This is a genomic window from Brucella oryzae (assembly GCF_041929965.1).
GTDB classification, from domain to species: Bacteria; Pseudomonadota; Alphaproteobacteria; order Rhizobiales; family Rhizobiaceae; genus Brucella; species Brucella oryzae.
In genome coordinates, this window is sequence record NZ_JBHEEO010000011.1 from 36,236 (window position 1) to 58,730 (window position 22,495).

Sequence of the window (22,495 nt, forward strand, 5' to 3'; positions counted from 1 at the left end):
AAGGAAAGACACGAGTGAAAGAGCTTACGACCGACTCCGATGCCACAGGCAAGCGTCTCGACCAATGGCTGGCCGCAGCATTGGGGCCGGAACTCTCGCGCAGCCGCGTACAGTCCCTCATTGCCGAAGGCCATGTGACCATCGACGGCGCACCCGCCCGTGAAACCAAGCAGAAGCTGCGCGAAGGCATGACAATCGCCGTCGTGCTGCCAGAGCCGGAGCCAGCCGAACCGATTGCTGAGAACATACCGCTCGATATTCTATACGAGGATGACGATCTCATCGTGATCAACAAGCCTGCCGGGCTCGTCGTTCACCCAGGCAACGGCAACTGGACGGGAACACTCGTCAATGCCCTCATATATCATTGTGGCGATAGCTTGTCGGGCATCGGAGGAATTCGCCGCCCCGGTATCGTTCATCGCCTCGACAAGGATACGAGCGGCGTCATGGTCGTGGCCAAGAATGACCGCTCGCATCGCCATTTGAGCGAACAATTTGCCGATCACGGCCGCACCGGCGATCTGGAGCGCGCCTATCTCGCGCTCGTCTGGGGCATGACCGAACGCCCGCAGGGCTTCATCGATGCGCATCTGGGACGCTCGCATCGCGACCGCACCAAGCAGGCTGTGGTCAATGAAGAGCGCGAGGATGCCCGCCATGCCGTCACCCATTATGTGACGGTCGAAAAATTCGGCCCCCGCGAAGATGCGACCGCGCTGGCCTCGCTTGTCGAATGCCGCCTAGAGACAGGCCGCACCCACCAGATCCGCGTGCACATGGCACATATCGGTCATCCGCTTGTCGGCGACATGGACTATGGCAGCGCCTACAAGACCAAGGCCAACAAGCTGCCGGAACCGCTGAAAGAGGCCGTGCGCGGTTTTCATCGGCAGGCACTCCACGCCTGGTTGCTTGCCTTTACCCATCCGGCCACGGAGGAACTGATGCGTTTTGAAGCGCCTGTGCCGGAAGATATGGAGCACCTTCTGGAAAATTTCCGGAAGCACTCTATATAATACTGGCAACTATCATGGTTGGCCAAATGGATGGATCGCTGATAAAAATCGGCTGTTTCATCATCAGTATTGGGGGGCGCGGCCACGGTGAAAGCCGCTCTCTCAGCACATAATGACCATATATTTCAGACGCGCTCTGCAACCTTTGTCATGCAGCGGCGTTCACATTGCAGTGACAGATTGTTTCATGAGTTAAAGGATCGTGTTTTCGCCAAAATCATGCCTATATATGGAGGCTCGCGTGAGGGAAGTGCAGGAGGCAGCCCCCGCGACAGGTTCGCCAAACGGGAGCCTGAAATTATAAAGGAGGGTGCTCTATGGCCCAGATGAATCTCCCAAGCATTACATCCGGTGACGGGGGACTTACCCGTTATCTGGAAGAAATTCGCCGCTTTCCCATGCTTGAGCCGCAGGAAGAATATATGCTGGCCAAGCGCTACCACGAACATACCGACCCCAAGGCCGCCCACAAGCTCGTAACAAGCCATCTGCGTCTCGTGGCCAAGATTGCCATGGGTTATCGCGGCTATGGCCTGCCGATCGGTGAAGTGATTTCGGAGGGTAATGTCGGTCTCATGCAGGCCGTCAAGCGTTTCGAGCCTGAACGCGGTTTCCGTCTTGCCACTTATGCCATGTGGTGGATCAAGGCTTCGATCCAGGAATACATCCTGCGTTCGTGGAGCCTTGTGAAGATGGGCACGACTGCCAATCAGAAGCGCCTGTTCTTCAATCTGCGCAAGATGAAGAGCAAGATTCAGGCGCTCGACGATGGCGATCTCAACCCGGATCAGGTCAAGCAGATCGCAACCAAGCTGAATGTCAGCGAAGACGAAGTGGTTTCCATGAACCGCCGTCTGTCCGGTGACGCTTCGCTGAACGCGCCCCTGCGCGCTTCTGAAGGTGAATCCGGCGAATGGCAGGACTGGCTGGTCGATGACAGCAACAGCCAGGAACAGGTTCTGATCGAGCAGGACGAGTTGGAAAACCGCCGCTCCATGCTCGAACAGGCGATGGATACCCTGAATGACCGTGAACGCCGCATTTTCGAGGCCCGCCGTCTATCGGAAGATCCGATGACACTGGAAGATCTCTCCGGCGAATTCGGCATCAGCCGCGAGCGCGTGCGCCAGATCGAAGTGCGTGCCTTTGAAAAGGTGCAGGCTGCGGTGAAGGCCGCGGCCCACAAGCAGCAGAAGGCGCTGAACCCTATCGAGGAAGCACACGCCTGAAACTGATAATCTGCTGATCCATTTACTGCCGCAGACGGGCAACCGTTCTGCGGCAGAATTGTTTGGGCATTACTGATCCCCCTCGCCTTTCTCAAGTTCAAACCCTTCATCTATCCAGCCGGTCAGCCCGCCTGCCATGATCTTGACGGGCCGGTCAAGATTGGCGAGCCGCAAGGCGCCACGTGCCGCGCCATTGCAATGCGGCCCCGCGCAATAGGTGACGAAAACCGTTTCCTGCGGCCATTGTGCCATCTTGGACCCGATGATCTTGCCGTGCGGCAGATTGATCGCACCCGGAATATGGCTTTCTGCGAAAAGTGCGGGACTGCGCACGTCGAGAAGCACGAAATCAGCTCCCTTGGACAAGGCATCATGCACGTCCCAGCAATCCGTCTCGAACGTGAATTCGGCGGCGAAATGATCGCGCGCCAAAGCGCCTGGCGCAGGCGGGATGGCCGTTACGGCTGATTTCCTGTCGGTCTTGGCTGCACTATCCATGGGCGTTCTCCTTTGTCTCAGGAGCGATTTCGCCCATTTGCCAATTCACTTGCAATTGACGTGATTGACAATATACGTAAAGATAATGACAAACCCGCTGCCAGCACCCGAAGGCCCGCTCGTTGTGGCGCTTCTCTACGACCGGCTTTGCACTTTTGAATTCGGCATTGTTGCCGAAATCTTTGGCCTGCCCCGCCCTGAGATGGGAGCCGGTTGGTATCGCTTTGCCAGCTGCCCGATCGAAGAAGGCCCGTTACGTGCGCATGGCGGCTTCGTCATCACGCCCGATGGCACCCCTGACCTCATCGATGAGGCCGACATCATCATTGTTCCGGGCTGGAAAGGTGCAGAGGTTCCAGTGCCGGAAGCCATCAGCGAAAGGCTGCGTCGCGCATACCGGCGCGGCGCGCGGCTTGCCTCCATCTGTTCGGGAGCCTTTGTGCTAGCCGCGACAGGACTGCTGGACGGCGGCACCGCAACAACACACTGGCACCACGCCGACGCATTGCGGAAAAAACACCCCGAAATCGATGTCGATGATGCGTCGCTCTATCGCGAACATGATCGCATCTTCACTTCGGCAGGAAGTGCAGCCGGAATAGATCTCCTGATCGAAATCGTCCGACAGGATTTCGGAGCCGCCGCTGCAAATTCCGTTGCCCGGCGGCTGGTCATGCCCGCTCACCGCACGGGCGGACAGGCGCAGTTCCTCGAACGTCCGGTCACAAAGCGCGAAAGTGCTGCAATCAGCCCGATTCTGGACCGGATGCGCGCCGATCTTGCCACAGGATGGACAATCGAGCGCATGGCTGCCGAATGCCGGATGAGCCCGCGCACATTCCTGCGGCGCTTTACTGAGGCAACCGGTGCCACACCCGGCGACTGGCTCACCATGGAGCGTATCGCGCTTGCCAGGGAATTGCTCTCTCAGGGACAGGCAAGCATTGACGATGTTGCTGCTTCAGTCGGCTTTGGAAGCGCCCACACGCTTCGCCACCACTTCCGTCAGAAAATTGGTATCAGCCCTGCGGAATATCGCAGGCGGTTCTTCGCGGAAACCGTCACCCAACCGATATAAAACTGTCAAATCACTGTAATGGATTGGCTTTAGGGACGAGGGCGTGTTTCACCCAAACCTGAAGGTCGTCCCATGAAAAAGCTCCTGCTCGCCGCAGCTCTTGCGCTTACCGCTGCCACCGCCGCATCTGCTTCCGAATATGTCTCCTTCCTCGATTATCCGCAGAAGGAACAGGACGGGAAGGAGTTCTTCACGGCTATCGAAATCCCGCAGGGCAGCTTCACCAAATATGAAATCGATGACAAGACCGGCCATATCGTCGTCGACCGCTACCAGTCCATGCCGGTGATCTATCCGGCCAATTACGGCTCGATCACCAGCACGCTTGCCGGCGACGGCGATCCACTGGATGCCCTCATCTATACGCGTGAGCCGATTATTCCAGGCGCAATCATCAAGGTACGCCCTATCGGTGTCCTCAAGATGATCGATGGCGGCGACCAGGACGACAAGATCGTCGCTGTTCCGACTACGGACATCGATCCGACTTATGACAACATCAAGGAAATCACCGATCTGCCGAAGATCGAACAGCAGCGCCTCGAAGCTTTCTTCCGCGTCTACAAGCAATTGCCGGAAGGCCGCAAGGTCGTTGAACTGGGCGGTTTCGACAGCGCCGAAGCTGCACAGAACGAAGTCGCCAAGGCCATCAAGGCTTTCGCTGAGAAGAAGTAACCGACGCGGCTTCAAGTTCGCCTCAAAACAAAAGGCCGCTCGAAGCGGCCTCAGATTGATTACAAACTCCTCGATTTTTGGAAGCAGTCAAAAACGAGGGGTTTTGATTCCGATTTGTTCACGTTCTGAATCTGGGACGTTCCGTGAATCTGAGGTCATTTTGACCCTGCCGGAGGTTTGTCAGCAGTCTGAGGCCGCTCGAAGCGGCCTTTTTCTATTTCGATACGTAACGCTAGTTTGTGCCCAGCACGTCGTTGAATGCCTTTTCGCCCGGCACACCCTTTTCGAGGCTGATGAGCGCGCGGCGACCATTGCGATAGGAGATCGGAATATCGATCCACTGCAGACGGCGCATCAGCGATAGATTGGTATCCTGCGCAGTGCGGGCATCGTTCAGCCACACGATAAAGAAGTTGTCGCCGATCTTCGACGGCACGGCGATCAGTGGATTGCCTGCCGCCTGCTCCGTATCCTTGAAGGTGATGCGCTGCACATTGTCCACCGCGCCACCGGGGAAGCCTTCCGGCACCGTAAACACCAGTTCGACGAGATGGCTCGCCGGAATGGACTGATCCGTATTCTTGCGAATGGTCATCTTCAGCTCGACCTTGCTTGTCGGCATCGTAACCATGGCGCGAACTGCCGGTTCGGCGGGCTTTCCGTCTTCCGGGCTTTCCTCGATGGTCGACCAGACCACATTGCCGCGCTCGACCGAATCCGAGCCCGCGCCGCCGCGTTCTTCATAAAGAAGCGCCTGCTGGCCGACGGCAACGGCCTGATTCTGTCCGGGCTGCGCACCTGTCTGCGTATTCGTTCCGGCGGGCGCAGGCGTGGAAGCGGCAGTCGACGTGCCTTCGCCGATACCATTTGCACCGGCGGCAGGTCCGCTATCGGTTTCGCTGCCGTCCGGCATCAGCCGCTGCGTAAATTTCGGCTCACCTGCAGGCTGCTGCGGTTGCTCGGGTGCCTGTTCGCCACCCGTCGTCGCCGTGTTGGTGTCAGCTGCCGGCGTGGTCGTATCTTCCGGATGTGTTTCAGTATCGGACCCGGTCGCAGGCGCATCGCTGCGCCCGAGGCTAGATGCCAGCTCCTGAATCTTGTCCTTGTTGGCCCAGACCGCATAACCGGCGCCGCCAATCAGCAGAACAGCAATCAGACCGGCGATCAGCCCCTTATAAGAGCGCTGCTCTTTCCGGGCCGTGCGTTCGATATATTCGCTGCGGCGGGCTTGCGTCTTTTCCTTGGCGCGATCCATCCAGTCGTCGCTGCGCTCGGCGGCAAGGGCTGGCGTATCATCATCCTCTCTGGGAGCACTTTCGCGACGCTCGTCACGCGGCGAGCCGGAAAATACGGGCTCTTCATTGTCTTCATGAGACGGTGCGCGCGTTGCTGCGTCCTGATTCGCCTCCTGCAGGAAATCTTCCAGTGCATCCTCGACCGGCTCGTCCGGTACGGCTGCTGGCGGCGCATAAAAAGCTTCGACCTCGGCGATGGCATCTTCGAGAATATTGCGCTGGCGGACAGCCACAGCCTGCGAGGCATTTGCCGTAACAAGCTTTTGCTCGATCGTTGCGCGCGCTTTCGCATAAACGCGCTGACGCAATTCAGGCGACTTGTCCGCCTGAGCATCGATCGTCTTTTTCAGTACCGCTACAAAATCCGCCATTCCGTCTTACCCGGTTTCCGCCCGTCCAGATGAACAATAAGCACAGGATGCAATAAATGTCCCAATAATCACAATAATCAAGGGAAAGCAAAGTCTCTGGCTACGATTTAGCGAAGACTTTCAAAATGATGCGGTGAAATAGTGGCAAAAATCACCCTGTTGCAAAGCTTTGCGCCGCTGATTGCGTTCTTTGTACAACGGTCAAAACAAAATCGGAGCAGCTTCCGGAAAAGCTGCTCCGAACACATCAATTCACAACTACAAACTATCAGTCGTGGAACGGATCGGTGACGAGGATCGTGTCCTCGCGTTCCGGGCTGGTGGACAGCATCGCCACCGGCGCACCGATCAGCTCTTCAATGTGACGGACATATTTGACCGCCTGCGCCGGAAGATCATTCCACGAACGCGCACCGGCAGTCGTTTCCGACCAGCCCGGCAGCGTTTCATAGATCGGCTTCACGCGCGCCTGCGCGCCCATGGAGGACGGCAGATAGTCGATGCGCTTGCCGTCGAGTTCATAGGCGACACAGATCTTGATTTCGTCGAGGCCATCCAGAACATCAAGCTTTGTCAACGCGATTCCGGTGATGCCGGAGGTACGAACCGTCTGGCGAACGATCACGGCATCGAACCAGCCGCAGCGACGCTTGCGCCCCGTTACCACGCCGAATTCATGCCCCTTGGTGCCAAGGAACTGGCCGATTTCGTCATCGAGTTCGGTCGGGAACGGACCTTCGCCAACGCGCGTCGTGTAGGCCTTGGTGATACCGAGTACATAGCCGATAGCTGTCGGACCAAGGCCCGAACCGGCAGCAGCCTGACCGGCAACCGTGTTGGAGGACGTCACGAACGGATAGGTGCCGTGGTCGTTGTCGAGCAATGCGCCCTGCGCGCCTTCAAACAGGATTCGATCGCCTGCCTTGCGGCGTTCGTCGAGAACGCGCCAGACCTGGTCGATATAGGGAAGAATCTGGTCAGCAACCGAAGTCAGTTCGGCCAGAATGGTTTCAACCGCGATTTCCTCAAGACCCATGCCGCGACGCAGCAGATTGTGGTGCGCGAGCAGACGTTCGACTTTCGGCTGCAGCGTTTCCGGCTCGGCCAGATCGATCACGCGGATGGCGCGACGGCCGACCTTGTCTTCGTAGGCTGGGCCAATGCCGCGCTTGGTCGTGCCGATCTTGAGGCCCGAATTGGAGCCTTCGCGCATGGCGTCGAGTTCGCGATGGATGGAGAGGATGAGCGGTGCGTTTTCAGCAATGCGTAGCACATCCGGATTGATGTCGATGCCCTGCGCGCGCAGCTTCTCGACTTCGGAAACAAAATGATGCGGATCGACAACGACGCCATTGCCGATGACGCTGAGCTTGCCGCGCACGAGGCCGGAAGGCAGCAGCGAAAGCTTGTAGCTGACGCCGTCGATGACAAGCGTATGACCTGCGTTATGACCGCCCTGATAGCGCACGATGACATCGGCGCGCTCGGACAGCCAGTCCACGATCTTTCCCTTGCCCTCGTCGCCCCATTGCGACCCGACGACAACCACATTTGCCATTGAAGAAACTCCTTGGCTTCTATTTGAAAATCCAAGGATCAAAGCGGCCCGGACGCCGCCATCAAGGGCAACGGGGTGCTGATCCCTCGTCTCTATACAGATTCAATCGGGCTTGCGCGACTCTTTCGTGCAAGAAATTCGCGATTTTTGAACACGCCTTGAACGAAGGGCGCTCAGGGTCGGTACAGATTCAGTCTCTGGGGAGGCGAAAATGGTGATCTTTGAGACCCGGAGCGGAGTGTACGCCAAGCATAGTCCCGAAAAGTTGCAGACTTTTCGGACAAGACTATGCGTCTAAGAAATGTACATGAGCACCGGAAGCGAAAAATCACGCCATTTGCAGCCCGCCAGAAGCGGAATATCTGCGACCTAGCCGGCGCGGACCATATAGAGTGCATTTTCTGAATAGCTTTTCAGCTTTTCCTCAAGTGCCGGGAGGTCGCGGACGACGAAGCCCTTCTTTTCCCAAAAGCCCTGCGAGCCGTTGACGGCGACGAGCGACATGGTGACGAAGCCATCGCGTTCAGCCTGCAGGGCCATCAGTTCGACGACGCGGGTGGCAGCGCCGCTGGAACGAGCTTCGGGCAGAAGCGCGATATCATGGATATAGTAGGTGTTGGTATCGTCGGGCAGTTCGCCCAGAACGGCGTTGAGAGCCGGGATCGTATCCAGCTTCCATGGATGGCTGATGCCGTAACCGAGGATTTCAGTGTCACGGGCGAGCACGAAGCAGCCTGCCGGATAGAGTTTGAAGCGGTCCCGGAAGACCGCCTCATCTTCGAAGAAATCGAGATGGACAACATTGGCAACCGCAGTCACGCTCGCAATATCCTGCTCGTGCATGCGCCGCCATTCCGGCTGTACCATCTCTTCAACCATTTTCTCAAATTTCTCCGACGTTGAACTCAAGCGGTGTTGCCGCCCTGATTGCCTCCTGAGCCGTCAGTTCGTCAAGTGCTGCCTGTGGAATCTGTTCATCCACATAGAGCATGGCAATCGCATCGCCACCCGGATGGTCGCGTCCAAGCGAGAAGTTTGCAATATTGACATTGTGCTTACCGCAGATCGTGCCCAGCAAGCCGATCATGCCCGGAACGTCCTTGTTGGTGACGTAAAGCATGTGCGGGCCGACCTCGGCATCAAGATTGATTCCCTTGATCTGGATGAAACGCGCCTTGCCGTCCGAGAAACAGGTTCCTGCAATGGAGCGTTCACGCAAGGTGGTCTTCACCGTCAGTTTGATATAGCCGTCGAAGATGCCGGACTTGTCGCGCTTGACTTCCGAGACGATGATGCCGCGTTCCTTTACCATGATCGGCGCGGAAACCATGTTGACATCGGCCACCTGCGGACGGATGAGACCGGCCAGAGCCGCGCTCAGCAATGCGCGCGTGTTCATCGTGGCGGTGGAACCATCGAACAGCACTTCGACTTCCTGGATCGGCTCATCCGTGACCTGACCGACAAAGGCGCCGAGCACATCGGCAAGCTTCACGAACGGCTTCAGGCGCGGCGCTTCTTCCGCCGTGATCGACGGCATGTTGATAGCGTTGGAAACGGCCCCTTTCACGAGGTAGTCCGACATCTGCTCGGCCACCTGAAGCGCGACATTCTCCTGCGCTTCTGAGGTTGATGCACCGAGATGCGGCGTGCAGACGACATTGGGCAGTGAGAAAAGTTCGTTCTCTGTCGCCGGTTCCGTTTCGTAGACATCGATACCGGCACCGGCCACATGGCCGGATTTCAGCGCCGCCACCAGATCCTTTTCCACGATCAGGCCGCCGCGCGCGCAATTGACGATGCGCACACCGGGCTTGGTCTTGGCGAGATTTTCCGCATTGATGATGTTACGGGTTTTATCTGTCAGCGGCGTGTGCAGCGTGATGAAATCGGCACGCGCCAGCAGCTCGTCCAGCTCGACCTTTTCAACGCCCAGTTCCTGCGCACGGGCTTCAGACAGGAACGGATCGAAAGCCACCACATGCATTTTCAGGCCGATGGCGCGGGTCGCGACAATCGAACCGATATTGCCGCAGCCGATGACGCCGAGCGTCTTGCCGGTGATTTCCACGCCCATGAAGCGGTTCTTTTCCCACTTGCCTGCGCGGGTGGATGTGTCGGCCTCCGGCAATTGCCGCGCCACAGCGAACATCAGCGCAATGGCATGTTCGGCCGTGGTGATCGAATTGCCGAAAGGCGTGTTCATAACGATGATACCGCGACGCGAAGCCGCCGGAATATCGACATTGTCCACGCCGATACCGGCGCGACCGACGACCTTGAGCTTCTTCGCCGCTGCAATCAGCTTTTCCGTGACCTTGGTGGCCGAACGGATCGCCAGACCGTCATAATCGCCGATGACTTCGAGAAGCTTTTCCTTGTCCTTGCCGAGATCGGGCAGGTAATCGACTTCCACGCCGCGATCCTTGAAGATCTGGACGGCGGTGGGCGAAAGCTTATCGGATACGAGAACGCGAGGTGCCATAATGGCCTCCTTCAAACATTTTCAGACCAAGCATTTCCTGTAAATGCAGATCAATCTGCTTCAGGAAATGCTGCGAATAATGGGAAATGCGTGCCATGACCGTCCCAACACGGCCACGGCGTCATGCATGAAATTGCTCAGGCAGCCGCTTTCAGCGCGGCCTTCTGCGTTGCAAAAGCCCAATCCAGCCAATGCGTCAGCGCTTCCAGATCGGAAGCTTCCACCGTCGCACCCGCCCATATGCGCAGACCCGAAGGGGCATCGCGATAGGCGCCGATGTCATAGGCAACGCCCTCCTTGTCGAGAGCAGTGACGATGCCCTTGGCGAAAGCGGCTTGCTCGTCGGCAGACAAGGCAGTCACTTGCCTGTCGACAATTGTAAGGCAGACGGAGGTGTTGGAGCGTGTTTCCGGCTTCACGGCCAGATTGGCGATCCATGGCGTCCTTTCCACGAAATCGTTCAGGACAGCGAAATTGGCGTCGGCGCGCGCAACCAGCGCATCGAGACCGCCGAGCGATTTCGCCCATTTCAGCGCATCGAGATAATCTTCCACGCAGAGCATGGAGGGCGTGTTGATGGTTTCACCGACGAAGATACCTTCAATCAGCTTGCCACCCTTGGTCATGCGGAAAATCTTCGGCATCGGCCATGCGGGCTTGTAGCTTTCCAGACGCTCCACGGCGCGTGGGGAAAGGATCAGCATCCCATGCGCGCCCTCGCCGCCCAGCACCTTCTGCCAGGAGAAGGTAACGACATCGAGCTTGGCGAAATCGAGGCGCTGCGCGAAAGCAGCAGAGGTCGCGTCGCAGAAGGTCAGACCCTTGCGGTCAGCCGGAATAAAATCGCCATTCGGGACACGCGCGCCAGACGTGGTGCCGTTCCAGGTGAAAACGACATCGCGGTCGAAATCGACCTGCGAAAAATCGACAATCTCACCGTAAGGCGCTTCGAAGCTGCGAACATCTTCGAGCTTGAGTTGCTTGGTCACATCCGTGACCCAGCCCGAGCCGAAGCTTTCCCACGCGACCATATCGACGCCACGCGCGCCGAGCATGGACCACAGCGCCATCTCGACAGCGCCGGTGTCGGAAGCCGGCACGATACCGATACGGTAATCGGCAGGCACCTGCAGTACTTCGCGGGTAAGGTCGATGGCTTCCTTGAGCTTGGTCTTGCCGATTTTCGCGCGGTGCGAACGGCCAAGCGCCGCATCGACCAGCGCATTCAGCGACCAGCCGGGACGTTTTGCACAGGGACCGGATGAAAAATTAGGATTAGCCGGGCGAACTGCCGGCTTCGCAATCGTCGTCATGTTGTTTCTATCCTCTCAGATAGCACGCGTCTCGTTGGGGAGACGTGGCCCACTTACCGGGATAGCCGAAAGCGCGTTCTTCCTCAATACGCCATTCGTGAAATATTTTAACGAAACCCGCCCGGATAACTCCGGGCGGGCAGAACTCCATTATCGTGTCGCAGTCTGCGTCTCTGTCGTCTTGTCTTCCATGCGCGCATAATAGCTTGCGACCAGCGCGCCGGAGATATTATGCCAGACGCTGAAGACAGCGCTCGGCACCGCGGCAAGCGGCGAGAAATGCGCATTGGCGAGCGCAGCGCCAAGGCCGCTGTTCTGCATGCCGACCTCAATGCTGATCGCCTTGCGCTTGGCAAGCGAAAGCCCTGCGAAACGCGCCGCGAAATAGCCGAACAGCAGGCCGCAGCAATTATGCAGGACGACAACGGCGAAGATCAGCAGGCCGGACTGCGCGATAGCGGCCTTGTTGACCGCAACCACGGCCGCGACGATCAGCACGATACCGATGACCGACACAAGCGGCAGCATGGGCACCGCAGTCTTGACCACGCCCGGCACGAGCTTCTGGAGAATGAAACCGAGCGCCAGCGGTACGAGGATCACCTTGACGATGCTGATGAACATGCTCATGGCATCGACCGGCAGATACTGGCTGGCAAAGAACCAGACGAGGAAAGGCGTAACCAGCGGCGCCAGCAGCGTGGTGACGCTGGTGCAGGCGACGCTCAATGCCACATCACCCTTCGAGAGATAGGTCATGACGTTACTGGCCGTGCCACCGGGGCAGCAGCCAACCAGAATGACGCCTGCGGCCACTTCCGGCGACATCGGAATGATGCGCGTCAGCAATACGGCGAGAAGCGGCATGATGATGAATTGTGCCAGCACACCGATGGCGACCTCGAAAGGTCTTTTGGCGACTTCCGCAAAATCCTTGCCGGAAATCGTCAGGCCCATGCCGAACATGATGATGCCCAGCAGAACCACGATCCAAGGCGCAAACACGCTGAATGTCGTCGGAAGAACAAAACCGAGAACGGCGAAAATAATGACCCAGACGGCAAAAGTCCGGCCTACGAAATCAGAAAACGCTGCAATTGCTTTCATAACCCTCCCCTTTTCAGGAAACGCGTTCGACGCATTCTTTCTCCTGTAAGGATTCGGGGCGCATATGAAAACGAAAAATTCGATAAAGCTAAAACAATGAACTGCAAAGCGGGCCGCAAGGCCCGCTGCAATTATAGCAGGGCGCTAAGATGCTAACGCTATCCACGCCCTGAAAAATGCTCAATTGCCGCACGGGCTTAACCAAGTCTCGATGAGACTTGGTATTACCAGGTCGTGAAACGCACGCCAGCGCGCAGTTGATGGGACCGAATGTCCTTATCGCTCAGCGTAATTCCTGCCATGCTTGCAATATCGGCCCCCTCGATGACCCCATAACGATAGCCGATATCGAGCTTGATATTGGATGCCACGTCGATGCCTACACCCGCCATCAGCGCCCAGGCGAGACGATAATCATCGTCCAGCTTATAGTCACCATAGGCCGTATCGATGGAGTAGCGCACATTGGCAAAGCCAAGGCCGGCGCCGAGATACGGCGTGAAGCCGTAATAATTGCCGAGATCGACATAGGCATTGGCCATCATGTCCCAGCTGCGCACCTCGACGTCGTAATCATCGAAGCTCTGCTTGGAATAGCCGAACGTCACGTCGCCGCGCAGATGATCCGTGAACTGATAGCCGATGCCGACGGAAGGCACGATATTCTTGTCCAGATCAAAACTTTGGGACCCGTTCCCGAAAGGTGTCTCTGCCTGAAGCTTGACCCTGGAAGAGATGTTGTAGCCGATATCGCCGCGCAGATACCAGCCGGACCCGACTTCGACCGGCTGCTGCACTGGAGCACCCGGCTCATAGCTGATCATATCGAGATCGGCGGCAAAGGACTGCGATGCGACGCATAATCCCGCCAGCAAAACAGCCGACGAACAGAAAGCACGCCATTGCATAGACATGATGAAATCCCCGCTTATGAATGTATTATCATGTATGAATGAACATGGTTAAGATCACATAAATATATGGATATATTTACTATGCTTCCAAACGAAAAAGGCCCGGATGACCGGGCCTTTGCTGCCTAAAAGCTTGCTTTTTACTTGTAGACGGGACTGTCCACGATGGTCGAAACCTGCTGCGGAGCATAGGCAGGCTCTGTACCGCCGAACATATAACGCAGGCCGACGCGGACATCGTGAATGTCCATCCCCTTGTCATATCCGTCGCCAACGCCGTATTTGCCATCGAACATCTTGCCGCCATTAACATGGCGATATCGATAACCGGCATCCAGCTTGAGGTTATGGGTCAGATCAACCGATGCGCCCGCCATGAGAGCGTAGGTAAAACGCCAGTTGGCATCACCAGGCAATGCGCCGCCGTTTGTTGTATCGACGAGATCGGCCCACTTGATGCGCGTGCCGCCAATACCAGCGCCGACATAGGGCGTCACACCGCCGAAATTGCCGAGATCGACATAGGCATTCGCCAGAAGCGACAGCGCCGACATATGGCTTTCATCACGTTCACTCGTGAATTTCGAGCGCGTCATATAATCGAGCGTCAAATCTGTGCGGAAATAGTCCGTCACCTGGTAGCCGATACCACCACCGATCAGGAATGAACCTTTAAGGTCACCGCCCTTAATGTCTTTTTTGTCGATAAAAGTGGTTTCGTTGCCGCATGGATCACATCCGCGCCCGACAAGCGTATAGTCCGCGCCGTTGAATTTATTCCATGAATAACCGATATCGCCGCGCAGATACCAGCCGCCAACGGCAGGTGGAGCAACGACAACTTCCGGGACTTCCGGAACAGGTTCAAAGATGTCGGCCGCAAAAGCGACCGGTGCCGAAGCCATCAGGGCAACCGATGCCGCCACACCGGCAAAAAGAGTTTTTGTAAGACTTTTCATATGTCTGCCCCATCGAAGAATCACGCCGCCGCAAGCGACGGGTACGGATGTTTGAGGGAAGACTATGCGGCAAAAGTTAAATACAACTTAACCTTGTTTTTTTACCAAGTTTATTAACATTCTCTAATTTATTGAAGCCGAATTTAAACGCAAAAAGCGCGGGTTTTGCCCGCACCTTTGTTCGTATTCATTCATCGAAGCGATCAGGCCGCAGCACTGCTTTCAGACGAGATCACATCGATGATGTCATTGACGACCTTTTCCACCAGACCACGATCGTCGCCTTCCGCCATGACGCGGATGAGCGGTTCTGTGCCGGACGGACGGATAACCAGGCGACCCTGAACGCCAAGACGTTCGGTGGCTTCATTGATCGCGCTCTTCACCCGCTTGTTCTCCAGCGGCTTGCCGCCAGCGGTACGCACATTCTTCAGTAGCTGCGGCACCGGATCGAATTTGCGGCAGACTTCACTGATCGGCCTGCCCTGCTCCTGCGCGACGGCGAGGATTTGCAGCGCGGAAATCAGACCGTCACCTGTCGTCGCGAAATCGGACAGAACAATATGGCCGGACTGCTCGCCGCCAACATTGAAGCCATGCTCGCGCATATGCTCGACCACATAGCGGTCGCCCACCTTGGTGCGAGCCAGCGTCAGGTGGCGGTCAGCGAGAAAACGCTCCAGTCCGAGATTGGACATGATCGTCGCCACGATGCCGCCGCCTTCAAGACGGTCAGCTGCGGCCCAGCTCTCGGCAATGACGGCCATCAGCTGGTCGCCATCGATAACAGTTCCGTTTTCATCGACCAGCAGCACACGATCCGCATCGCCATCAAGCGCGATACCGACATCGGCGCGCACTTCGTGAACCTTCTTCATCAGACCGATGGGATGCGTCGAGCCGCAATCCTCATTGATGTTGATGCCGTTCGGCTCGTTGTTGATGGTGATGACTTCCGCGCCCAGCTCCCACAAAGCGGCAGGCGCCACCTTGTAACCAGCGCCATTGGCGCAGTCGACCACCACGCGCAGGCCATTCAGATCGATATTGCGCGGCAGCGTGCGCTTGGCGAATTCGATATAGCGGTAGATGTCGCCATCCACGCGCTTGGCGCGGCCGACGTCGCCATGGCTGGCCAGATAAGGGGCCAGATCACCATCGATCATCGCCTCGATCTTGAGCTCGATCTCATCGGAAAGCTTGTATCCATCCGGACCGAAAAGCTTGATGCCATTGTCATAGAATGGATTGTGCGATGCCGAGATCATGACGCCGATATCGGCACGGAGCGAACGACAGAGCATCGCAACGGCAGGCGTCGGGATCGGGCCGAGCAGGAACACGTCCATGCCGGCGGCAGTGAAACCGGCCACCAGCGCGTTTTCCAGCATATAGCCGGAGCGGCGCGTATCCTTACCGATCACCACGCGTGAAGCCTGACCCTTGCGGCGGAAGATGTGACCGACCGCCATGCCGACTTTCATGGCAACTTCCGGTGTCATCGGAAAGCTGTTTGCCTGTCCGCGAATGCCATCGGTTCCAAAATATTTCCGTGTCATCTGTTTCGCCTTGCGCTGAGCCATGAACCGCTCTCTATGTCTTCCAATATATGTCGCCTGAAATAACCGGCGAGCAATGGCTGTCGGTTAGCCAGATAGCAGCCAGACAGCAGATTTTCGCTGTTCTTAACGCGAAAACCCTCACAAATGCAATTTCGCCTTTGGCGGCAGATGCAATCTTCCCACGTCCAAAGTCGTAAGCTGGTGCAATATGATGCGCTGAAATCCTTAACGACACTTTGCGGTAGCCCACGCAAAGCCCGATAGCAAGAAAGCCGGGACAACCCGGCTTTCTCTGTTCAACTTAGAACTGCCTATTGCGGCTGCGGCTCCATACCGGGCTCGCTGCCAGGCTCACTGCCCTTGCGCTTGCGCGGGCTTCCTGCCTTCGGCACGCCCGAACCGCGCGACGGCGTATCGTTGCCCTGATCACGCGATGGCTTGTTGCCCGCAATCAGTTCCTTGATCTCGTCGCCAGAAAGCGTTTCATATTCGAGCAGACCTTCGGCAAGCGCGATCCAGTCCTTTTTCTTCTTGGTGAGGATGCGGGTCGCTTCGGCATAGGCTTCGTCGATCAGGCGGCGCACTTCGGCATCAATGATCTGCGCGGTCTCTTCCGAAATATTCTGCGTGCGCGAGACCGAGTGACCGAGAAAGACTTCTTCCTGATTGTCACCGTAAGCCACACGACCAAGCTTGTCGGAATACCCCCACTGCGTCACCATCGAACGGGCAAGCTTCGTGGCCTGCTGGATATCGGAGGACGCACCGGAAGTGATGTTTTCCTTGCCAAATTTCAGTTCTTCAGCCACGCGACCGCCCATCATGATGGCAAGTCGCGACACCATCCAGGTATAGGTTGCCGAATAACGATCACCTTCCGGAAGCTGCATCACCATGCCGAGCGCACGGCCGCGTGGAATGATCGTTGCCTTGTGAACCGGATCGGCCTTCGGCACATTAAGCGCTACGATGGCGTGGCCTGCCTCGTGATAGGCCGTATTCGCCTTCTCTTCCTGCGTCATGGCGGAGCGGCGTTCCGCACCCATCATGATCTTGTCCTTGGCGTCCTCGAATTCCTGCATGGTCACCAGACGCTTGTTGCGGCGTGCGGCCATGAGGGCAGCTTCGTTCACGAGGTTGGCGAGATCGGCACCGGAGAAGCCCGGTGTGCCGCGTGCGACAACCTTGAGATCAACATTGGGTGCAAGCGGCACATTGCGCACATGCACTTTGAGAATCTGCTCGCGACCGACGATATCCGGGTTCGGAACCACAACCTGTCGGTCGAAACGACCGGGACGCAGCAATGCAGGGTCGAGAACGTCGGGACGGTTGGTCGCCGCGATCAGGATGATCGATTCGTTGGCTTCAAAGCCATCCATCTCGACCAGAAGCTGGTTGAGCGTCTGTTCCCGTTCATCATTGCCGCCGCCGAGACCGGCACCGCGATGACGACCGACAGCATCGATTTCGTCGATGAAGATGATGCAAGGCGCATTCTTCTTGGCCTGTTCGAACATGTCGCGGACACGGCTTGCGCCGACGCCGACGAACATTTCAACGAAGTCCGAACCGGAAATGGTGAAGAACGGAACATTGGCTTCGCCCGCGACCGAACGCGCAAGCAGCGTCTTACCGGTACCGGGAGGGCCAACAAGCAGAACGCCGCGCGGAATCTTGCCGCCAAGACGCTGGAACTTCTGCGGATCGCGCAGGAATTCAACGATTTCCTCAAGATCCTGCTTGGCTTCGTCCACACCAGCAACATCCTGGAAGGTAACGCGGCCATGCGCTTCCGTCAGAAGCTTGGCCTTCGACTTACCGAAGCCCATCGCCCCGCGCGAGCCGCCCTGCATCTGACGCATGAAGAAAATCCACACGCCGAGGATCAGGATCATCGGCAGCCACGACAGGAGAATGCCGATCAGCGAGCTGGAACCGTCGGTTTCGGGGCGGGCGGTAATCGCGACGTCCTTGCTTTCAAGGCGCGAAACGAGACCAGTATCGCCCGGCGAATAGGTCTGGAAGGTCGAACCATTGTCGGCAAAAGTACCGGTAATCCTCTGGCCGGTAATCGTGACCGATTTCACGCGACCGTTGGATACGTCGTCAATAAATTGCGAGTAGGAAACTTCACGGGAATTAGAGCGCTGACCTGGGCTTTGGAACAGGTTGAACAGCGCGATCAAAAGAAGAGCAATGATCGCCCAGAGGGCGAAGTTGCGATAGTTCGGATTCATATCGGGTCCAATCGATACCACGGCCATTCCGCGGGCACGGAACGATGTTTCGGTCTAACATAGGATCGAAGGATGGCCTTGCCAAGGCGCGTTCGCCCCCGCATCCTCGATTCTTCTCACTCTGGTTTATAAAAAGAGCATTTCCAGCAAAAGTGCGAAGCGGTTTTGCGTGGATAATGCGTCGAAACAAAAAGATAGAGCCGTTCCTGTGATTCTGTTGGCCCTGAAACGGCTCTAGGACATTTCCGCGCAGCTGCGTCCGATACGTGCTTCAACGGCCATTGCGAGACCAAAATCATGTCCCGGCAACACATGATCGAAGATCGCAAAATGCCGTTCGATATGAACGCCTTGCGGAAATTCTGCATTCTGCAGAAACGGCAGGGCAAAAAGCCTGCCTTCCCTATAAAGAGCCGGAGAAACCAGCAACGTCTCACGTTTTCGAGAATCGATTTCGATGTTTTCCGCCTTCAGGAAATCTGCAAGCTCCTGCCGTCCCGGCGCAGCGAGATCGAAACTCATCCTTCCTTCATTCGAAAAACGGAATCGCCCATCCCAGACGAGAGGTTTGCCCGGTTCCAGATGAAGATTCGACAGATTGCGTTTTTCGCGACGGAACCGATGCGGGAAGCCGTTCTCACCGCGCTCGATCAAGGCGCCGAAAACGGTTAGACGATGGCTGTCATCGTTCCCAGACAGAACCCGTTCGATGCGTGAGCGCTCGCTGTCGCCCGGCAGGAAACGGCGTCCGCCAGCAATGGCTGCCAGCAAACCTGCGAAAAGACGTCTCACATTGTCAGGAAGCGCGGCGTAAAGCTGCGGATCGACCAGCCAAATCCCGTTCGCGTCAATGCGTAAGCTCGCCGGATCACCCAGTGCTTCAATCAAGGCCGCATTGTCCCGCTCGCGCGCCGCTCCCGCTTCGGCAATCTGCTTGAGGACCGCCTGCCTGTCAGCCTCGGCGGCGATACCCAGCCGAATGCGCGGCCGTTCATATTCCGTGTTGGCATTGCTGGGATCATCAACCCAGCTGATACCCCTGGCCCGCAATTCATCACGCAATGTCTGCCGTGAGACAGAGAGCAGCGGACGGTCGAGTTCAACGGAGCCCTCCAGCCCCATGCCCTCCAGCCATGAGCGTGAGGACATTGCGGCGAGCCCCCGAGCTTCGGCATGGGCGCTGCGTTCCTTGCGCATCAGAAAGGTTTCGATCTGATCATCCTGCGTGTGGCCCGTGACGATGAAGGCTCCGCCAGCATCACGCGCCGCCTGTACCAGCAGGCGATAGCGCGCGGTGCGCGCGGCAGCGGAAAGTCCGCTTGCCGGTTTGGCCTCATCCCAGACGAGAATGCGGTGTTCAATCCCGTATTGTCGGCAGAGCAGCCCGACATTCTCGGCTTCGGCTTGCGATTCGGCGCGTAGCCGATGGTCCACCGTCACAGCGATCAGCCGGGGTGGGTTCTGGAGCATGGCCATATAATCCCGGAGGAGGAAAAGCAGGCCAAGAGAGTCACTACCGCCCGAAACGGCAGCTATCACGGCCCTTGCCTGCTCAAATCCGAATGGCTCGAATAATTTGGAAATATTGCTCGGGCTAAGCCCCACGAAAAAACTCCGCAATCAGCACTTTGCGCGGCTGCGCTCGTCGGCAACCCGCTTCAAAATGGCAGGCGCCGCCTTGGGGTAACGTTCTGGAATCTGCGCGAAGGTTGCGCAGGCGACATCGCGATTGTCCATTTTCTCAAGCGTCATGCCGAGCTTGAACATATTCTCCGGCGCGCGTTTCGAATCGGGATAATCGCGTTGTGTATCGATGAAAACCGTTGCGGCTTCCGGATAACGGCCTTGGCCGTAAAGCGATTCTCCAAGCCAGAAACGGGCTTCCGCCGTATTGGGATCAGCCGGATAGCGCTTTACATGCTCACGAAAACCGGTTTCGGCGGCCTTGTAGTCGCCCGACATCAGATATTGATAGGATGCCTGATAGAGCGAATTGGGATTATCGTCGGTCGGAAGGGATGCGACCGCATCGCCCGCAGCCGTTCCGCCCGTCGCAGCACCGGGCGCCACGCCTGGCTGTACCGTGCGTGGTGTGGCATCGAGCGTCTCGCCGATTACATTGCCATTGGCGTCGAACCGGATGGAACCCAGCGTTTGTGGCGGTTCGCCACGCGCCGGTCCACCCTGCGGGTTGGAACCAATAGCCACGGAATCGGCGCCAGATGATTGGTTGGCCGCACTCTGCGAAGCGCCTTCGGAAACCCCGTTAACGAGGTTTCCGTTATTGTCCTGACTTGAACCGGCATCGGCGAGCGACGTGTCGCCGCCAGCCTGCCGAATATCCGTATCGGCGCGCTTGCCGGTTTCCAGAAACTGGAAGCGGTTTTCGTTTGCTTCCTGCATCTTCTGCATCTGATCCTGCATTTCGAGGATCTGGAAGTTCATAGCTTCCGCACGTGCACTCAAGGCATCCGCGATCCCGGCGGGGTTGCCCATGCCCTGCGCGCAGAGATCAGCTCCCGGCGACGCTGCAGCGGGAGCCGGCTGAGACGCACCGCTGGACGATGGCAAGGTTATGCCGTTCTTCTTTTCCAGTTCTTCAAACCGGAATTCATTGTCTTCCTGCGTCTTTTGCAGCTGATTGTCGGTGAACGAAATCTGGGCATCCACATCCTCGACCTTGCCGGTCAGGTTGCGCACCAGTTCCTGCTGCATGCCGGGGCTCTGATAGCCGCCCTGCCCGCCGCCTGCGCCGCTATCGCGCATGGCATCATCGAGAATAGCCGTCGAGCCGACGCTGACCTGTTTCTGAGCGCCGCCACGTCCCTTCTCCAACGCCTGAAAACGAGCTTCGTTATCGCGCTGGATTTTCAGCATCTTGTCGCGAAGCTGCAAGATACGCGCATAGGACTGGGCGTTCTGATGCGCCAGATTGCATATTTGCTGGGAAAACTGATCCCCGCCGGGAGCGCCAACCTGCGCAAGCTGAATACCAGCCTGCGAAGAAACGGATGCCGCCAGAACCGGAGCACTCGCCAAAAGCGGCAGCATGGCGATTGCCAGCGTCACTTTCCTCATTGGTTTCCTCATTCCCTTTTGCCCCTGCTAATTCACCCATCCAACTTACAATAAAAAGATGATCGAGTGCCGCGCCTGAATGGAAACTGAACACGATTTGTCGCACGATCAGCTGAGCTTTTAGAGCATTTCCAGTAAAAGTGCGAAGCGGTTTTGCGTCGGACAATGCGAAAAGCAAGGCCTTTTGACGTCCACTATGACAAGTGCGACTTCGGCCAAAGTTTGTCAAAACCAATAAACAATCCGTCAAAAACGAAAAAAGCGGCTCGAAAGCCGCTTCTTCGCAACACCCAAGCGCATCCCGAAAAGTGTGAAACGGTTTTCGGATTAAGATGCGCGTAAATCAAGAATGGAGCATTTCCCATAATCAGGAAAAACAGGAAATGCTCCAGCTGTTGTCAGATTAGCTGCCTGCACCGTTGAGAACGGTGACGGCGCGGCGGTTCTGCGACCAGCACGAGTCGGCATCGCAAACTGCGACCGGACGTTCGTTACCATAGGAGATAGTACGCATCCGGTTGGTCGGGACACCACGCGAAGCGAGGAAGTCGCGAGTGGCAGCTGCACGGCGCTGACCGAGAGCGAGGTTGTATTCACGCGTACCGCGTTCGTCGGCATGACCTTCGATCGTGATCGAATACTGCGGATAGCGCTGCAGCCACTGAGCCTGCTTGGAAAGCGTCTGCTGTGCATCGGCGCGGATCAGCGAAGAATCGAGATCGAAGAAGATGCGGTCACCGACATTGACTGTGAAGTCCTGCGAGGAACCTGGCGTTGCAGCGCCTGCACCGAGACCCAGATCACCGGCATTGTTCGGAAGGTTCTTCTTGGACGCACAACCGGCAACGGCGAGCGACATGAAAAGGGCAATAGCGATCGGGCTACGTGCAATCGACTGGATACGGCGCATGGGCCGGAGCTCCTTAAGATTTGATGTTCCTGCGTAACCATCCAATAATCATATTGAGGTTAAGACAGGCTCAAGAAGTATGGTTAATATTTTCTTGCGGCCAAGTGCAACCGGCGATTTCCGGCAGCAATTCTGGGTCTAGTCCCTGAAAGCAAAATACGGCAGAAACACGGCTCCGTCACAATGATTGTGGCAATTTGCCAT

18 protein-coding genes are annotated in these 22,495 nt (G+C 57.1%); 4 read left to right on the forward strand and 14 right to left on the reverse strand.

The genetic code is table 11. From position 1 onward, the window contains the following. The first annotated feature begins 14 nt into the window (after positions 1-14). Positions 15-1,019 carry an RluA family pseudouridine synthase gene (locus JNC70_RS13265; protein WP_104753879.1) on the forward strand — a complete coding sequence of 335 codons (1,005 nt, stop codon included), beginning with the start codon at positions 15-17 and terminating at the stop codon, positions 1,017-1,019. Between the two features lie 317 nt (positions 1,020-1,336). After that, entirely contained in the window at positions 1,337-2,248 is a 912-nt protein-coding gene (rpoH, locus tag JNC70_RS13270; RefSeq protein WP_104753878.1) for an RNA polymerase sigma factor RpoH, read from the forward strand. A gap of 69 nt (positions 2,249-2,317) precedes the next feature. Here the strand turns inward: rpoH and JNC70_RS13275 are convergent, their stop codons facing one another. Then, entirely contained in the window at positions 2,318-2,746 is a 429-nt protein-coding gene (locus tag JNC70_RS13275; RefSeq protein WP_104753877.1) for a rhodanese-like domain-containing protein, read from the reverse strand. Between the two features lie 85 nt (positions 2,747-2,831). Here JNC70_RS13275 and ftrA point away from each other — a divergent pair, with 85 nt between their 5' ends. Both ftrA and JNC70_RS13285 read left to right on the forward strand, forming a co-directional pair. Next, on the forward strand, positions 2,832-3,824 hold the full coding sequence (gene ftrA, locus JNC70_RS13280) for a transcriptional regulator FtrA (RefSeq protein ID WP_104753876.1): 993 nt from the start codon (positions 2,832-2,834) through the stop codon (positions 3,822-3,824). Positions 3,825-3,896: 72 nt separating this feature from the next. After that, positions 3,897-4,499, forward strand: coding sequence for an inorganic diphosphatase (locus JNC70_RS13285; RefSeq protein ID WP_104753875.1), 603 nt, complete (start codon positions 3,897-3,899; stop codon positions 4,497-4,499). A 232-nt stretch (positions 4,500-4,731) separates the two neighbouring features. On the opposite strand, the gene JNC70_RS13290 is transcribed toward JNC70_RS13285, so the two are convergent. The 13 genes from JNC70_RS13290 to pal all read right to left on the reverse strand — a co-directional run bounded on the left by JNC70_RS13290 (position 4,732) and on the right by pal (position 22,291). Then, a complete protein-coding gene (locus tag JNC70_RS13290) occupies positions 4,732-6,165 on the reverse strand; it encodes a transcriptional regulator (protein WP_104753874.1) in 1,434 nt (477 codons plus the stop codon). Between the two features lie 268 nt (positions 6,166-6,433). Beyond that, the gene (locus JNC70_RS13295; RefSeq protein WP_104753873.1) at positions 6,434-7,723 is read right to left on the reverse strand and encodes an adenylosuccinate synthase; all 1,290 of its coding nucleotides are present in this window, start codon (positions 7,721-7,723) and stop codon (positions 6,434-6,436) included. Between the two features lie 369 nt (positions 7,724-8,092). Continuing rightward, positions 8,093-8,602, reverse strand: a complete 510-nt coding sequence (locus JNC70_RS13300) for a GNAT family N-acetyltransferase (RefSeq protein ID WP_104753872.1) — start codon at positions 8,600-8,602, stop codon at positions 8,093-8,095. A 4-nt stretch (positions 8,603-8,606) separates the two neighbouring features. After that, positions 8,607-10,208: a phosphoglycerate dehydrogenase gene (gene serA / locus JNC70_RS13305; protein WP_104753871.1), complete on the reverse strand. Its 1,602-nt coding sequence runs from the start codon at positions 10,206-10,208 to the stop codon at positions 8,607-8,609. Positions 10,209-10,345: 137 nt separating this feature from the next. Then, positions 10,346-11,521, reverse strand: a complete 1,176-nt coding sequence (locus tag JNC70_RS13310) for a phosphoserine transaminase (RefSeq protein ID WP_104753870.1) — start codon at positions 11,519-11,521, stop codon at positions 10,346-10,348. A gap of 150 nt (positions 11,522-11,671) precedes the next feature. Then, positions 11,672-12,628, reverse strand: a complete 957-nt coding sequence (locus JNC70_RS13315) for a bile acid:sodium symporter family protein (protein WP_104753869.1) — start codon at positions 12,626-12,628, stop codon at positions 11,672-11,674. A 224-nt stretch (positions 12,629-12,852) separates the two neighbouring features. Further along, the gene (locus JNC70_RS13320; protein ID WP_104753868.1) at positions 12,853-13,542 is read right to left on the reverse strand and encodes an outer membrane protein; all 690 of its coding nucleotides are present in this window, start codon (positions 13,540-13,542) and stop codon (positions 12,853-12,855) included. Between the two features lie 140 nt (positions 13,543-13,682). Next, a complete protein-coding gene (locus JNC70_RS13325; RefSeq protein ID WP_104753867.1) occupies positions 13,683-14,501 on the reverse strand; it encodes an outer membrane protein in 819 nt (272 codons plus the stop codon). Between the two features lie 203 nt (positions 14,502-14,704). Next, positions 14,705-16,060, reverse strand: coding sequence for a phosphoglucosamine mutase (gene glmM / locus JNC70_RS13330; protein ID WP_104753909.1), 1,356 nt, complete (start codon positions 16,058-16,060; stop codon positions 14,705-14,707). 314 nt (positions 16,061-16,374) lie between these two features. Beyond that, a complete protein-coding gene (ftsH, locus tag JNC70_RS13335) occupies positions 16,375-18,303 on the reverse strand; it encodes an ATP-dependent zinc metalloprotease FtsH (protein WP_104753908.1) in 1,929 nt (642 codons plus the stop codon). Between the two features lie 234 nt (positions 18,304-18,537). Then, on the reverse strand, positions 18,538-19,908 hold the full coding sequence (gene tilS, locus JNC70_RS13340; protein ID WP_104753866.1) for a tRNA lysidine(34) synthetase TilS: 1,371 nt from the start codon (positions 19,906-19,908) through the stop codon (positions 18,538-18,540). Between the two features lie 15 nt (positions 19,909-19,923). Then, entirely contained in the window at positions 19,924-21,393 is a 1,470-nt protein-coding gene (ybgF, locus tag JNC70_RS13345) for a tol-pal system protein YbgF (RefSeq protein WP_104753865.1), read from the reverse strand. A 391-nt stretch (positions 21,394-21,784) separates the two neighbouring features. Further along, a complete protein-coding gene (gene pal, locus JNC70_RS13350) occupies positions 21,785-22,291 on the reverse strand; it encodes a peptidoglycan-associated lipoprotein Pal (protein WP_104753864.1) in 507 nt (168 codons plus the stop codon). Positions 22,292-22,495: the final 204 nt, after the last annotated feature.